The sequence below is a fragment of the Pseudoalteromonas sp. T1lg65 genome (assembly GCF_051930985.1).
Classification (GTDB): domain Bacteria; phylum Pseudomonadota; class Gammaproteobacteria; order Enterobacterales; family Alteromonadaceae; genus Pseudoalteromonas.
This window is the reverse complement of the sequence record NZ_CP196837.1, coordinates 1,692,472-1,707,719: the sequence shown is the minus strand read 5'-3', so window position 1 is coordinate 1,707,719 and position 15,248 is coordinate 1,692,472. Positions and strand designations below refer to the sequence as shown.

The 15,248-nt window shown below is 42.3% G+C and carries 10 protein-coding genes and 3 CRISPR repeat arrays (1 of these 13 running past the window's edge); of the genes, 3 read left to right on the top strand and 7 right to left on the bottom strand.

The annotated features are described in order from the left end of the window. A CRISPR array of direct repeats spans positions 1 to 187; the repeat unit is 35 nt (it extends 192 nt beyond the left edge of the window). 457 nt (positions 188 to 644) lie between these two features. Then, positions 645 to 1,095: a CRISPR direct-repeat array (repeat unit 35 nt; unit sequence GTTGCACTAACCCCCGCCGTTTAGGCAGTAGAAAC). A gap of 1,715 nt (positions 1,096 to 2,810) precedes the next feature. Then, positions 2,811 to 3,261: direct repeats of the CRISPR family, unit length 35 nt. Positions 3,262 to 4,046: 785 nt separating this feature from the next. The 3 genes from ACSLBF_RS07335 to ACSLBF_RS07325 all read right to left on the bottom strand — a co-directional run bounded on the left by ACSLBF_RS07335 (position 4,047) and on the right by ACSLBF_RS07325 (position 7,621). Continuing rightward, positions 4,047 to 6,071 (bottom strand): hypothetical protein, encoded by a 2,025-nt coding sequence (locus ACSLBF_RS07335; protein WP_440055954.1) that lies wholly within the window; start codon positions 6,069 to 6,071, stop codon positions 4,047 to 4,049. A gap of 180 nt (positions 6,072 to 6,251) precedes the next feature. Then, a complete protein-coding gene (locus tag ACSLBF_RS07330) occupies positions 6,252 to 7,247 on the bottom strand; it encodes an NAD(P)H-quinone oxidoreductase (RefSeq protein WP_440055953.1) in 996 nt (331 codons plus the stop codon). Then, positions 7,229 to 7,621 carry a hypothetical protein gene (locus ACSLBF_RS07325; protein WP_440055952.1) on the bottom strand — a complete coding sequence of 131 codons (393 nt, stop codon included), beginning with the start codon at positions 7,619 to 7,621 and terminating at the stop codon, positions 7,229 to 7,231. The genes ACSLBF_RS07330 and ACSLBF_RS07325 overlap by 19 nt, the downstream gene beginning before the upstream one ends. 207 nt (positions 7,622 to 7,828) lie before the next feature. On the opposite strand from ACSLBF_RS07325, the gene tsaA reads away from it, so the two are divergent. The 3 genes from tsaA (at position 7,829) to ACSLBF_RS07310 (ending at position 11,279) form a co-directional block, all read left to right on the top strand. Next, on the top strand, positions 7,829 to 8,533 hold the full coding sequence (gene tsaA / locus ACSLBF_RS07320) for a tRNA (N6-threonylcarbamoyladenosine(37)-N6)-methyltransferase TrmO (RefSeq protein WP_440055951.1): 705 nt from the start codon (positions 7,829 to 7,831) through the stop codon (positions 8,531 to 8,533). A gap of 96 nt (positions 8,534 to 8,629) precedes the next feature. Next, positions 8,630 to 10,354, top strand: a complete 1,725-nt coding sequence (locus ACSLBF_RS07315) for a proline--tRNA ligase (protein ID WP_440055950.1) — start codon at positions 8,630 to 8,632, stop codon at positions 10,352 to 10,354. A gap of 124 nt (positions 10,355 to 10,478) precedes the next feature. Next, positions 10,479 to 11,279, top strand: a complete 801-nt coding sequence (locus tag ACSLBF_RS07310; protein WP_440055949.1) for a UDP-2,3-diacylglucosamine diphosphatase — start codon at positions 10,479 to 10,481, stop codon at positions 11,277 to 11,279. Positions 11,280 to 11,337: 58 nt separating this feature from the next. On the opposite strand, the gene ACSLBF_RS07305 is transcribed toward ACSLBF_RS07310, so the two are convergent. From ACSLBF_RS07305 to ACSLBF_RS07290, 4 genes are all read right to left on the bottom strand, one after another. Beyond that, positions 11,338 to 11,694: a hypothetical protein gene (locus tag ACSLBF_RS07305; RefSeq protein ID WP_440055948.1), complete on the bottom strand. Its 357-nt coding sequence runs from the start codon at positions 11,692 to 11,694 to the stop codon at positions 11,338 to 11,340. A 573-nt stretch (positions 11,695 to 12,267) separates the two neighbouring features. After that, positions 12,268 to 13,476, bottom strand: a complete 1,209-nt coding sequence (locus tag ACSLBF_RS07300; RefSeq protein WP_440055947.1) for an ABC transporter permease — start codon at positions 13,474 to 13,476, stop codon at positions 12,268 to 12,270. Then, entirely contained in the window at positions 13,469 to 14,254 is a 786-nt protein-coding gene (locus ACSLBF_RS07295; protein WP_440055946.1) for an ABC transporter ATP-binding protein, read from the bottom strand. Before ACSLBF_RS07295 ends, ACSLBF_RS07300 begins: the two co-directional genes overlap by 8 nt. A gap of 1 nt (position 14,255) precedes the next feature. Continuing rightward, on the bottom strand, positions 14,256 to 15,056 hold the full coding sequence (locus ACSLBF_RS07290) for a DUF3025 domain-containing protein (protein ID WP_440055945.1): 801 nt from the start codon (positions 15,054 to 15,056) through the stop codon (positions 14,256 to 14,258). Positions 15,057 to 15,248 lie beyond the last annotated feature (192 nt).

Sequence of the window (15,248 nt, the reverse complement as noted above, 5' to 3'; positions counted from 1 at the left end):
CTTTATTTGTCTTGAGTTGCATTACCCCCCGCCGCTTAGGCAGTAGAAACTTCACATTCTGGCAGCCAATTGATTGGTTTTGAAGTTGCATTACCCCTCGCCGTTTAGGCAGTAGAAACTCATGCTGTTTCCTCTGTGATTGGCATGGTTAAGTTGCACTAGCCCCAGCCGTTTAGGCAGTAGAAACAACTATTGATGCTATCCAAAATACAAAATATGCCAGTTGCCTTAATCCCCGCTGTTTAGGCTTAAGATAAAACTATAAGTTGTGTTAGAAAACGTGATAGCACTGCTTAGGCGTGAAAGAGATTGCTCAGTTGGCAAAGCCGATGTTTCGGCTTGATTATTTACCCATGGCTGGTAGGTTAGGTGTGGTTCTTTAACAATTTGAATAACGCCATCAGCGAATTTGTGCGCACCCTATTTCCCGTATTCGGTAAATTTTGAAAAGTGCTTGTTTTACAATAGCTTCAGTTAAAGCCAGCCGATTAGGTTCACACCCCAATAAAATCAATGGGTTAAGTAGAGTTGTTGTGAGAAAGGAGTGAAAATATGGGGTAAAAACGACGTTTTGGCAACTTGCCCAAGGAGGTTCAGCAAAACTACGCTGGCAGGCCACGCTATACAAGGGCTAGAATTTCTGGGGTTGCACTAACCCCCGCCGTTTAGGCAGTAGAAACACTTATTTCGTAGAGCAAATTTACTAGCTCTTGTGTTGCACTAACCCCCGCCGTTTAGGCAGTAGAAACAAAAGTTCAAATGGTTTTTCTAATCTGGTAGCTAGTTGCACTAACCCCCGCCGTTTAGGCAGTAGAAACTCATCTCCATTAGAAATATCGCAGCGTTCGATTAGTTGCACTAACCCCCGCCGTTTAGACAGTAGAAACATCTTCTTTATTTTCAGTCTCGGTCAACACATTTAGTTGCACTAACCCCCGCCGTTTAGGCAGTAGAAACTCATTAGCAAATGGCATATCATCAGCTAGGTATGGTTGCATTACCCCTCGCCGTTTAGGCAGTAGAAACAACGAGTTTTGGCTTCCTGATTGATGTACAGCTTGTTGCATTACCCCCAGCCGTTTAGGCAGTAGAAACAACTATTGATGCTATCCAAAATACAAAATATGCCAGTTGCCTTAATCCCCGCTGTTTAGGCTTAAGATAAAACTATAAGTTGTGTTAGAAAACGTGATAGCACTGCTTAGTCGTGAAAGAGATTGATCAGTTGGCAAAGCCGATGTTTCGGCTTGATTATTTACCCATGGCTGGTAGGTTAGGTGTGGTTATTTAACAATTTTAATAACGCCATCTGCGAATTTGTGCGCACCCTATTTCCCGTATTCGGTAAATTTAAAAAGTGCTTGTTTTACAATAGCTTCAGTTAAAGCCAGCCGATTAGGTTCACACCCCAATAAAATCAATGAGTTAAGTGGAGTTGTTGTGAGAAAGGAGCGAGAATATGGGGTATAAACGACTTTTTGGCAACTTGCCCAAGGAGGTTCAGCAAAACCACGCTGGCAGGCCACGTCACACAAGGGCTAGAATTTCTGGGGTTGCACTAACCCCCGCCGTTTAGGCAGTAGAAACTTAAATATGCTGGAAATAGAAAAATCATTATTTGTTGCACTAACCCCCGCCGTTTAGGCAGTAGAAACAGATAATGTTCGAAATTATGACCAATATCTATTGGTTGCACTAACCCCCGCCGTTTAGGCAGTAGAAACAACTATTGATGCTATCCAAAATACAAAATATGCCAGTTGCCTTATTCCCCGCTGTTTATGCTTAAGATAAAACTATAAGTTGTGTTAGAAAACGTGACAGCACTACTTAGTCGTGAAAGAGATTGATCAGTTGGCAAAGCCGATGTTTCGGCTTGATTATTTACCCATGGCTGGTAGGTTAGGTGTGGTTATTTAACAATTTTAATAACGCCATCTGCGAATTTGTGCGCACCCTATTTCCCGTATTCGGTAAATTTAAAAAGTGCTTGTTTTACAATAGCTTCAGTTAAAGCCAGCCGATTAGGTTCACACCCCAATAAAATCAATGAGTTAAGTGGAGTTGTTGTGAGAAAGGAGCGAGAATATGGGGTATAAACGACTTTTTGGCAACTTGCCCAAGGAGGTTCAGCAAAACCACGCTGGCAGGCCACGTCACACAAGGGCTAGAATTTCTGGGGTTGCACTAACCCCCGCCGTTTAGGCAGTAGAAACTTAAATATGCTGGAAATAGAAAAATCATTATTTGTTGCACTAACCCCCGCCGTTTAGGCAGTAGAAACAGATAATGTTCGAAATTATGACCAATATCTATTGGTTGCACTAACCCCCGCCGTTTAGGCAGTAGAAACAACTATTGATGCTATCCAAAATACAAAATATGCCAGTTGCCTTATTCCCCGCTGTTTATGCTTAAGATAAAACTATAAGTTGTGTTAGAAAACGTGACAGCACTACTTAGTCGTGAAAGAGATTGATCGGTTGGCAAAGCCGATGATTCAGCTTGATTATTTACCCATGGCTGATAGGTTAAGTGTGGTTCTTTAACAATTTGAATAACGCCATAAGCGAATTTGTGCGCACCCTATTTCCCGTATTCGGTAAATCTTGAAAAGTGCTTGCTTTACAATGGCTTAAGTGAAAAACAGCCGATTAGGTTCACACCTCAATAAAATCAATGGGTTAAGTGTGATTGTTGAGAGAAAGGAGTGAAAATGTGGGGTAAAAGTGACTTTTTGGCAACTTGCTCAAGGAGGTTCAGCAAAACCACGCTGGCAGGCCACGCTATACAAGGGCTAGAATTTCTGGGGTTGCATCAACCCCCGCCGTTTAGGCAGTAGAAACAAACTACTATTGTTGTTGCGTTTTCCATTTTTTTTGTTGCATCAACCCCCGCCGTTTAGGCAGTAGAAACAATTATTGCCACAAAAAATTTTAGATAATCCACAGTTGCATCAACCCCCGCCGTTTAGGCAGTAGAAACAAAGGCCCCTTCAAATATTCTCTGATAGGATACTGTTGCATCAACCCCCGCCGTTTAGGCAGTAGAAACTGGAGAACTCGTAAATGGCAAGCTGTTGTTTAGAGTTGCATCAACCCCCGCCGTTTAGGCAGTAGAAACTGTAAACTTCAGTAATAAAGTGAGAACTTTGATGTTGCATCAACCCCCGCCGTTTAGGCAGTAGAAACATATTATCAAAGTCTACCAAAGCTATTGGATGTTGGTTGCATCAACCCCCGCCGTTTAGGCAGTAGAAACATACGTATGTACATTTCTTCGCGGTGAATACTAACGTAACATTCCCCCAAGCTGTTTAGACTAAAAATGGGGCTATATGTGGTGTTAGAAAACGTGACTGCACAGCTTAATCGAGAAAAAATGATCAGTTAGCAAAGCCGATGATTCAGCTTGATTATTTACCCATGACTGATAGGTTAAGTGTGGTTCTTTAACAATTTGAATAACGCCATCAGCGAATTTGTGCGCACCCTATTTCCCGCATTCGGTAAATTTTAAAAAATGACTGTTTACAATAACTTAAGTGAAAATCAGGCAATTTGGTTCACACCCCAATAAAATCAATAGGTTAAGTGTGATTGTTGAGAGATAGGAGCGAAAATATGGGGTATAAACGACTTTTTGGCAACTTGCCCAAGGAGGTTCAGCAAAACCACGCTGGCAGGCCACGCTATACAAGGGCTAGAATTTCTGGGGTTGCATCAACCCCCGCCGTTTAGGCAGTAGAAACATGAGGTAGTCTGGTAAATTGAACGTTTGCCCATGTTGCATCAACCCCCGCCATTTAGGCAGTAGAAACAAAGGCCGTTTACGACTGTAAATAACATACTTTCGGTTGCACTAACCCCCGCCGTTTAGGCGTGTGGTTTGGATATAGTGCAAATAAACACTGTGGAAATTGATGGGTTGAGGAAAAAGAATCGAACACATGTTCAGGTGACTTCAAGAAATTGTGAAGGTTACCCCTAGTAACAAGCCCTTTGCTTATTGCAGAGGGCTTTTTTGTAAGGCTTCACTGTGGAAATTTACGATATTTTGGACAGGATAAAACCAAACAGGTGTAGGCAAAATTGATAACCCCAACCAAAAATACAAATCAAGCCTAACCCGATAGCCGCGTATTTTGTTGCATTAGGGTAGTTATCCAACAATTGCTTAAAACTTTGAGTAGCAGCTCGACGTTTATGGCTATTCAAGGTAACAAACCAAGTCGTCGCCAAAATAACCAGCCCTATCAACACGGCGTGCCAATCGCTGGAAAAAAACACCACAGGGCCGCCGTTGTGCATTGAGGTCATTTCATAAAAATTGGTGCCAAAAACCCCAGCCAAAAAGATCAATGCGGTGCCCATGGTTGCGATACGTTTAATTTTTTTATCATGGCGCTTTTCTTGTTCTGCGCGCTGACGTGCAATTTCTTGCATTTGTTGTTCATGTTCAGCGGTTTGTTGACGATGGTAAAGCTCAATAACATTGCGGTAATCTTGAATGTCCTCACCCAAGTATTTATGCAACCGAGAAATGGTCAATACTTTATCCCAACACTCATACGCACGGTTATGTGTGTCAATGCGGCTTACTTCCGCAAAGCGGTAATTGATCCTATGACTGGTTAACAGCTTATATTGTTGGGTCAGCCTGTCTAACACCTCGGCGCAAGGCGACTCTGTTGCTGGCATAGCTAAGCGGTTTTGCATGGTGATTAAAAAGTAGTACTCGGCATACGCCAGCAAAGCAATAGCTGTATAGCGATTACCATTGTTAGCAATGTAATTTTGAAAAAAGAGTTCTTTATGTTCAAGTAAGCGATTGGGGTTAAGCAATGTACATCCGCCTTGCCTAGAAAACTGATGGCGTATATCGCTGTCACCTAATGTAACCAGTTGACTTTTGTCCCGTCTGAAATAGTTTAGGTCTTCTTGAAATGCCAGCTTACTCTGTAAGCTATGTAAATAATCAAGCTTCAATTCGTCATGCAGTCGATTGACTGTTTTTCGTTGCTCTTTGCCAATATGTACAATGGTATAGGTAAATGGCCTTGGAATATCCCAGTGTCTGCGTATTGATTCACAGTCAATTGGCTGCTCAGCCGACTCATCAAGCCCCAGCAAGGCTGTTAATAGCTGCAACCAAAATACACCTTGGCCTTGTTGTGGTTCTGCATACAACACTTGAGCTTGGTTTTTGTTCAAATAGGTGTTGCTGAGTACTTCATTAAGCGTGGCTATGTCTTCAAGTTTTAACGCTGCTCTAGTGAGCTTTTCACCTTGCTTTATCACTAAATTTTGGTAGCTCACAGACATACATAGCATTTTTACGCCCGTTGCAAAGCAATGAATACTGATATCTGTAATAAAAAGGGAGGCGTACAGCTGTTCCCCCTCAAAATGCTGGTGCGGAAAAAACGCTTCTGGCTTATTGAGTTTCATCAGTAACTCACCACACTTGGGCGCGTCGTTATCGCCCCTTTGGTGGAGCGCATTAATTAGGTCGTTTGATACTTTTAGGGTATGAGCGTTGTCGCTTTGAGTACTTTGATGACCTTTCGCAGACTTTTTTGTTAGGTTGAGATGCTCTTTAACCTCTTGATGAAACTCTTCGATATAACTAATGGGATTGTCATTCACCCAAACAGGACTGCTACCAGCATGTTTAGAAAAATTAATTATTTTGCTTGCTTTGTAGTGAGTTAATTCACTTAGTTTGAGAGCGATAAGTTTATCATGCTGCGCTTTTTTGGCGTCAACATCTTGCTGATTGCATACTCGCTCAGTTGCTTCACTAGACAAGACTTCAGGGATAAACAATTTAACTGAATTGGATTTTTCTTTATTGTCAGGTTGATGCATGGGAATTTGTAATTCCCTTGGCTTCTTTATACCTATTAGACGGCGGAGAAATAAATCATTGTTATTGAGTTCGCTGGTATAGACCCAAGCATAAATATCGCGACTATCTAGACAATGCTTTAAACACGCCTGCTTGTGAACAGGATCAATATCGATTCCAGCATAGAGCGTATCTATATAGTTTTGAATGGCCGATGACATGCTAATAATCCATTGTTATTCCTTTTAGACAGCCAAACCTTAGCACTTGGTGTTTGTTTTGTATACGCTATATTCCTTTGATATAACTAACTTTAATAGTTTGATTATCAAGCTAATAGTGACCGCTGAAAGTGCATATTACGGTTGGGCTGAGCGGTTTTATACCACAATAAGCTTTGCTTAATCGCTGATCCTTACCACTACCTTGCCAAGATTTTTATTCTCTTGCAGTATCTCGTGTGCTTGTTCGATATCGTGCCAATCTAGTGCTTTGTAGATTGGAATCGCCATTTCAGGCAGGTGTAGATCCGCTAAAACGTCTTGACTAAAGGCAGCGACCAACTCGCGCTTGTATGCAATACTGCGATTTCTTAAGGTACTACCGTGTAGGTTAAACCGTTTGGCCAGTAACTTGGCAAAGTCAATTTCGCTATACCTACCACCGAGCATTGCTAACACAATACAGTGACAATCCAGGGCGGCACAACGTAAGTTGCTTCTTAAATAGTCACCGGCGACAGGATCAAGAATAACGTTGGCTTGTAGGCCCAGCGATTTCATCGCTTCTGAAAAGTCTTCTTGGCGATAATTAATGGTGTGATCCGCCCCCAACTGACGGGCATAGTTTGATTTTTCGTCGCTGCTTTGTGTGGTGACTACGACAGCGCGGTATTTTTTGGCAAGCCGAATTGCAGCACTGCCAACGCCTGACGCACCACCATGAACCAATAGGACTTGCCCCGCGGATAATTGTGCTGTCCTAACAATAGCATCAAAGGCCGTCAAGTAGACTTCAGCAAGACCAGCAGCTTGGGTAAAAGACAGACCTTTTGGAATTTCCATTAACTGCTTGGCATCGACTTTGGCATATTCAGCATAGCCTCCGCCGGCGGTTAAGCAAAACACCGATTTGCCCAGCCAACTTTGCGATACTGCATCACCAACCTTGACGACTATACCCGCAACTTCTAGACCTAAAATCGGGCTATCTCCAGCGGGAGCCGGATACTTTCCCTGGCGCTGTAATAAGTCGGCTCGATTAACACCAAATGCAACAACTTGAATGAGCACTTCTTCAGCGCCGATACATGGTGTCTCTCCTTTGGCAATACTTAAGGTTGAATGATCAAAGGAGATATAACGCATTGTTTTTGGAATTATTTGACCTTTCGCCATATTTCTTTCTCTACAAACTTTCCGTTTTCATAGAGCTCATGATGCCACAAATTTCCCTCTACTTTATAGGTAAATGCCATCGTTCTACCTAATAAAGAATCGACATTGCCATATTCATAAGTTTCCACAAACTTATTGCCATCAAGATGATAACTGCCGCCACCAGCATATTTGAATTTTCCTGCGGCTTGAGTGATATAGCTATGATGGGTTTTGGTGATTAGCTTTATCGACGTCACTTGTGGCGCTTTGGCGCTGACCACGCCACCTTCTGTGGCATATTCACCACTCACAAACTCCCAGCTGCCAAGTAATGGGTTTGCCAACACCAATGGCGAGAACATAATGATTAAGATACTAACGAGCGTTTTCATCACTTTCCTTTCTTAAGTTATTAATTTAAATACCTATTGTCGCTATTGTATGCTGAAACTGCTAGTGAGAAAGTTTCAACTGGGTTTAGGTGTACATCGCCTGCTTTAAACGCGCTTTATTGATGGCGCGCTTTACCTCAGCGTAGCGTTGGAATTGTGTGCTGGTAAGTAGTAAACTGCGCGATATTTTCTTTCCTCGGTAGCGCTATGGACAACTACACTCTTTCCCCCATTGGGCATATTCACTCGCCCTACAAACAGAAATTCGCCATACCTAGGCAACCAAGACTAGTATCAGAGGCCAAGGCTGAGCTGAGGTTTTGTGACGAATTTAACCGTGAAGAATTTGTCCGAGGCATCGAAGCGTTTTCTCATTTATGGATTATTTTTCGCTTTCACGAAACCGCAGAAAAAGGCTATTCAGCGTTAGTGCGTCCACCTAGATTAGGTGGCAACGAGCGAAAAGGCGTGTTTGCAACTCGGGCCACGTTTCGTCCCAATGGCATTGGCATGAGTGCGGTTAAGCTAGAAGGGGTGGAATATAAAAATGGTCAACTTCGTTTGTTACTCAGCGGTATCGACTTGTTAGATGGTACGCCTGTGCTTGATATCAAACCCTACTTGCCCTATTCGGACGCTCTAACCGACGCTTCTGCTGGTTTTGCAGATACACGACCAGAAACAGAAATGACAGTGACATTCGATGAGCAGGCTGAATTATTTATCAGCGATCAAAAAGACTATCCAGAGCTTAAAACCTTTATTAGCAACGTGCTAAAACAAGATCCCAGACCAGCGTACAAAAAGAAACGTGATGACCAACAAAGCTACGGTATGACCTTATACGATTTTAATATTCGCTGGGTAGTAGACAACACCCATAATCACGTTGTAGAAATAACCAAGAATTAGCGGCTATTGCCTGTATTAAAAGCTTTTTAAGCTCGCCGAGCACTGCTAGAATAGCCCCCAATAACATTAAATAATGCAACTTTGAACGGAATAAGTATGCGTACTAGTCAATATTTACTCGCGACTCTGAAAGAGACGCCTTCAGATGCCGAAGTTATTAGCCACCAGCTGATGCTTCGTGCCGGTATGATCCGCAAATTAGCCTCAGGTCTTTACACTTGGTTACCATCAGGTTTAAAAGTACTTCGTAAAGTTGAGCGTATTGTTCGCGAAGAAATGGACAAAGCAGGCGCGATTGAAATGCTAATGCCGATCATCCAGCCTGCTGAGCTGTGGCAAGAGTCTGGTCGTTGGGAGCAATTTGGCCCAGAACTACTACGCATTAAAGACCGTCATGACCGACCTTTTGCTTTAGGTCCAACCCATGAAGAAGTTATCACGGATATGATCCGTAAAGAGATCAGCAGTTATAAACAATTGCCAATCACGCTTTACCAAGTCAATACCAAAGTTCGTGACGAAGTGAGACCACGTTTTGGTGTGATGCGTGCGCGTGAATTTACCATGAAAGACGCCTATTCATTCCATCTTACTGATGCCTGTTTAGAAGAGACATACCAAAGAATTTTCCAAGCTTACTGTAATATCTTTGACCGCCTAGGTGTAGATTATCGCCCAGTGTTAGCTGACACAGGTTCTATTGGTGGTAGCTTGTCACATGAGTTCCACGTGCTTGCCGAGTCAGGTGAGGATGCGATTGCTTTCAGTGATGAGAGTGACTACGCGGCAAACATCGAAAAAGCCGAAGCTGTTGCGCCAACAGAAGCACGTCCAGAACCAAGCAAAGCGCTAAACACGTTTGACACGCCTGAAGCCAACACCATTGCGGAATTAAAAGAAAAGCATGGCGTTAAGCCTCATCGCGGTGTAAAAACGCTGATTGTTTACGGTGCCCCAGACGAAGAAGGCAATCGTGGTTTAGTTGCATTAATCCTACGTGGCGACCACGAACTGAACGAGCTCAAAGCAGAAAAGCTAGCGCTTGTCGATTCGCCTCTAGAAATGGCGACTGAAGAAGACATCGTCAACGCCATTGGTGCAAAACCGGGATCACTCGGCCCTGTTGGTCTTAAAATGCCGATTATCGTCGACAGAAGTGCTGATGTTATGGCTGATTTTGTTGCTGGTGCAAACAAAAATGGCGTTCACTATAGCGGCATTAATTGGGACCGTGATGTTACAGACTACCAAGTTGAAGACCTACGTAATATCGTTGAAGGTGACCCTAGCCCTTGTGGTAAAGGCAAGCTACAAATCAAACGCGGTATCGAAGTTGGTCACGTGTTCCAGTTAGGCAGTAAGTATTCAGAAGCGATGAAAGCTGGCGTGTTGGGCGAAGATGGTAAAAACCAAACCTTGACCATGGGTTGTTACGGTATTGGTGTTTCACGTATTGTTGCTGCGGCTATTGAGCAAAACAACGATGAGTATGGTATCAAATGGCCAGTTGCTATCGCACCATTTGAAATCGCCATTGTGCCAATGAACATGCATAAATCTCATCGTATACCAGAAATCGCTGAAAAGTTTTATCGCGATTTACAAGACGCAGGTGTCGATGTACTGTTCGATGACCGCAAAGAGCGTCCAGGTGTGATGTTCAATGATATGGAACTGTTGGGCGTACCATTTACTTTGGTGATCGGTGAGCGCAACTTGGACAACAACCAAGTTGAGTTGAAAAACCGCCGCACCGGTGAAAAGCTCATGTTAGATATTGACGCTGCAATTAATCATATTGTCGCTGCAATTAAAGGCTAATTAACCCGCCTTTTCGACAAGCGTGTGTCGATACGCACGCTTGTCACAATTCCTTCTTGCTACTGCCCCGTTGTTGTCATTTTTGCTCACTAATATCCTTTTTATTACACAAAAGAGCACAGCCATGAAAACAACCCACTACCCTAGTATTTGGATCTCTGATGTGCACCTTGGCTATAAGGACTGCAAAGCCGAATATCTGTTGGATTTTCTCAACAGCACCCAATGCGACGTGCTTTATTTGGTCGGTGATATTGTAGATCTTTGGTCAATGAAGCGTCAGTTTTATTGGAACCCTTCTCACTATCAGGTTCTCGAATGTATTCAGAAGAAAGCCGAGAATGGTACTCGCGTGATTTATATTCCCGGTAACCATGATGAGACTTTCCGAAACTATGTAGGTAAAACCCTATTTAACGTCGAAGTGCATAAAAGTTATATTCACACCACGTCTTTGGGTAAACAATTTTTGCTGATCCACGGTGACGATTTTGACTCTGCCACACGTTACAACAAATTGATCAGCGTGATTGGTGATGTTGCCTATGACTTTTTGTTATTTTTAAATCGCTGGACCAATCGGTTTAGAAAGCTATACGGCGGTCACTACTGGTCTTTAGCTTCATATATTAAAAACCGTGTACATAAAGCACGTGAAGCCATCTTAGCGTTTGAAAACGCGGCAATTCATGAAGCAAAGAGACGTGGAGTTGACGGCATTATTTGTGGTCATATCCACCAGCCAGAAATCAAAGTACAAGATAGCATCGTTTATTGTAACGATGGTGACTGGATTGAAAACTGCACGGCATTGGTTGAAAACCAAGAAGGTCGAATCGAATTATTACATTGGTCTGATATCAAAAAAGTACTAAATATGGTTGAGACCAATGAAATAAAAGCAGCCAAGGTAAAGGCTGCTTAATTTAGCGATGTATCATTGCTAAAAGTGCCTTTTTTGTGTTTAAAGGCGCTTTTATCATTTAATACATACGGCAGTAACCCGGTGCATTGTCATGCGGGATCCATCTTCTGCGTACTTCCCACACACACTGGTTTGGATCTTCAACTGTTTTGGTTCTGGTTGTGTGCTCAGTTCTGTCTAGGTCCCACCAAAGATAGCTTGAAGGACAAGATACATGACCTTCAAGTGTATTTGTTACGCTATTTGGCGCACCTTGGTTTGGATAATCCGAGTAATAATGACAAACCGTAACTGGGTAGCTTTGTTGAACAGAGCAATTCTTAACATAGTAGTTTTCCCAACGGCCACATTCGTCATTTGCGAATGCTGAACCCGATAATACAACCATAGCGATTGCCAATAGAGGCTTTTTCATAACTTATTCCTTTTATTCCTTGTTTGTATAATTATCCCTATACAGGTACCGCAAAACCCTAAATAGGAACATCAGAATAACAAGAATGACACCGCTGTCAAAAGATTCATTACAAATCACTTACAAGACTTTAGTCGTATAAGATCAGAATCAAAGTGATGAAGCTAAGTGGGAATGAGTGCACTTTTAAGTCAGATGTCTGTCTAGTGAAGTCACTTTCTCATACTAGTCAGCAAAGAAGTGATTTAAGAAGGATAAGCTATTAGATTTTCTTTTATTGTCACGTCAAAGTACCCGCTATCACAGAGACGCTTGTTAATATTGTGAGCAAAGTCATCCCCATGTCCAGAATTACAACATCCGACGGTGAATCCCTGATATTCAGTAAGTGAGTCTTGTGCAACCGGTTTACTTAAGCGTGGACAAAATTTATTGATTGCAATATTTAGCAGAGTTTCCTGTATCTGTGATAAAGCAATTAATCTCACAGACGTAGATTATTCAGAGTGCCATATTCACTGTAAAAATCAGAATGTGGCACTCCTTAAAACAGCTTAGATACCGAAAACTGAATTATCTAAACAACACTTCTTCTTTGTTAAACCATTTCACGCAAAACGCCAATAGTAACCCAGCTAACACAGCTGACGCTGCGAAGATAAGCGACACAAAGCTATAGTCGACAGTCCCCTTAATAATTTCCTTAATCGCCAACGCGACGTTGGTAATAGGAATTAGCGCAGTTTTGGCAGTCAGTTCCATATTCGGCATCAAAGAGATGATGATTGGAATAAATACGCCCATTTGTAACGGAGCGAAATAGTTTTGCGCTTCTTTAAAGGTTCTTGCATAAATCGAAATTGCCAGCAACAGCGCTGATAACATCACTGCAATCGGCAGTAATAGGGCAAATATTAGAGAAAAGTCCCATATTGTAACTGTAGAGAAGGCATTTTTCACGACATCAAGTGCTGCAAAACCACTGGCGATACTTATCCACACAGCCATACTAAACACCGTAATTAATGAACATGCGATAGAACTGGCAAGTATGGTTAAGAACTTACCTAACACCAGCTGGGTGCGTGTAATTGGCGTTAATAATAAGGTTTCCAGTGTACCACGCTCTTTCTCTCCCGCACCTAAGTCAATCGCTGGATAAATAGCGCCCATGAGCACCAACGGGATCAACAGATAAGGAATAAATGCACCGACTTTTTCCCCGATATTTTCACGTTTATCTGCGGTATCTACCTTGGAAACCACTATCGGTTTTAATATCGCCTTTTGTTGTTCTTCGTCTAAGCCCAGTTCAGTCAGTTTTATCGCTCTTAGCTCATCGGCATATTCCATTGCCATTTTTTCAATTCTATCGAAAATAAAATTGATCGACTGAGCATCGTTGAATACCACTTGCCAGTCACTGGTTTTACCCGCGTAAAGATTGGCTTTAGGATCGGCTGGGATCACAATACCCACGTCTATTTTTTCTGCTTTAACGGCTTGTTCAAGTTCTTCAACCGTATTGAAAACCTCATTACCTTCATATTTTTTAAAGCTTTTGTGATAAAAAACTTGTTCAGAAAACTTCGGGGCTAAGCTTTCATTTACCATATAATAGGTGTGAACTTCCTGCTCTGCCTCTAGTGCAGCCTGAGAAGCCAAGAAAGCAACCAGTGCCATGATCACTGGAAAAATTATAATTGGCAGTGCGATAACAAAAAACAGGGTTTTTCTATCACGAAGTAGCTCTTTTATTTCCTTTAAAAATACCTCAAACACGATGCTCTCCTGTCAATAAATTAAGAAACGCCTGATTTAATTCTTCACTTTGGCCTTGCTGTTTAAAGCCCTCAACCGTGCCATCAAAACACGTATAGCCCTTGTCAATCACAGAAACTCGGTCACAAAGCAATGCGACTTCGTCCAAATGATGGGTAGAAAAGATAACGGGTGTCCCCTGCTCTTTTAGCCTACGAATAAAGCTAATAACAGTTTGAGTGGTCATAATATCCAGTCCCGTGGTCGGCTCATCAAGGACTACCACATCAGGCTCATGCACCACTGCGCGCGCAATATTGGTTTTTTGCTTCATACCCGTTGAAAGGTTTTCGGCACGTTTATCTAAAAACGTTTCCATCTCTAGCGTTTGAAATAGCTCATCACAACGTGCTTGCAGCGCTCGGCCTTTTAAACCATGTAGTTTTGCAAAATACTCGACATTTTCCTTTGCCGTTAGTCGTCCGTACAGCCCCGTTGAACCAGATAGAAAACCGATAGCCTTGCGGCCTAATAAAGGCTTTTTGACAATATCTTTACCCGCGATCGTAATGGTGCCCTCGTCCGGCACCAAAGCCGTGGATAACATACGTAAAGTTGTGGTTTTGCCTGCTCCATTAGGTCCCAACAAGCCCAATACTTCGCCTTCACCACAGCGTAAGTTGACATCTTCAACGCTATGAAAATAGCCGTCTCGCTCTCGAGGGTCAGTGTGACTTTTCTTTTTGTTGTATTCACTACTGAGCTTAAATTTCTTTTTCAGCCCGCTTATTTCAATCATGTTATTTCCTTCTCTTCGGCCTAAAATAGTCCGTGTTGCTGTAGAATGAATCGTCTTGAACACCCTCATACCAACCCGGTATGCCCAATAGCGGCAACGGTGACATTTGAGTATTGTCGTCCAACAAACCATTTTTTATTAGTGTTACTAATTTACTGTCCAGTTCCTGATATTGCTTCTCTAGCGAGTTTTGCATAAATGCATCACCCACAACAACACAGACCACCTTGGCGGTTAATCCAATAAATGGTCTGGTCAGCATTTCATAGTTGGCATGGCCGAATATGAAAGGCTTTAATTGGTCTTGCCAACAATCAGCATGTTGATAAAACACTGCTTTCCATTGGTGATTTCGCAGTGCACTTTGCCACTGTTTATCTGTGATAGCTAATACCAATCCACACTCGTCAAACAACGTCAGTGCATTACGCATCTTGGTGCGCTCTAGCAAACCATGCTGATTGATTTCTTGCATGTGTAATGCATTCAGTAACGCTTTAGTTTTTGGAAATAGGCACCAAATCATGGCTCCAAAGAAGTCATGCCAGTTCTGTTCACGCGTGGGGATATTGTGTGTTTCAAAAATAATTTGTTCGTAATATCGACCGTCTTCACACGCCCCGTCTGGGATAAAATGCGTTAAGTACGTTTGCGTTGAGAACTTATTCGCTTGATCATTCAGCCAGCTAAATGAAGGCCATTGACTAAACTGGCAAATATTAAATAACTCAGATAAATGGGAAAAAGGCGCAGTGGTAAGTAAACTAGGGTCCCACTGTTCTGGTGCATTAAATTTTTTCATTAATTTTTATACTTTTGAGATGCTAAGTTATAAAAAACATCGTCACTTTTATTGCATCTTAGTTTACTCAACAGGAACGACTCACGCAAAACACTTTTGTAAACAAGTATAATCACAACAGATATAACCCATTACCTGTGTTCATTTGTATATTTGCCGACACGTTCTGGAGAATTTTTTTACAAAGAACCT

Coding starts and splice junctions, on each gene's coding strand:
- ACSLBF_RS07325 (WP_440055952.1), bottom strand. CDS start 7,621: ATGAAAACGCTCGTTAGTATCTTAATCATTATGTTCTCGCCATTGGTG.
- ACSLBF_RS07310 (WP_440055949.1), top strand. CDS start 10,479: ATGAAAACAACCCACTACCCTAGTATTTGGATCTCTGATGTGCACCTT.
- ACSLBF_RS07305 (WP_440055948.1), bottom strand. CDS start 11,694: ATGAAAAAGCCTCTATTGGCAATCGCTATGGTTGTATTATCGGGTTCA.
- ACSLBF_RS07330 (WP_440055953.1), bottom strand. CDS start 7,247: ATGGCGAAAGGTCAAATAATTCCAAAAACAATGCGTTATATCTCCTTT.
- tsaA (WP_440055951.1), top strand. CDS start 7,829: ATGGACAACTACACTCTTTCCCCCATTGGGCATATTCACTCGCCCTAC.
- ACSLBF_RS07290 (WP_440055945.1), bottom strand. CDS start 15,056: ATGAAAAAATTTAATGCACCAGAACAGTGGGACCCTAGTTTACTTACC.
- ACSLBF_RS07335 (WP_440055954.1), bottom strand. CDS start 6,071: ATGTCATCGGCCATTCAAAACTATATAGATACGCTCTATGCTGGAATC.
- ACSLBF_RS07295 (WP_440055946.1), bottom strand. CDS start 14,254: ATGATTGAAATAAGCGGGCTGAAAAAGAAATTTAAGCTCAGTAGTGAA.
- ACSLBF_RS07315 (WP_440055950.1), top strand. CDS start 8,630: ATGCGTACTAGTCAATATTTACTCGCGACTCTGAAAGAGACGCCTTCA.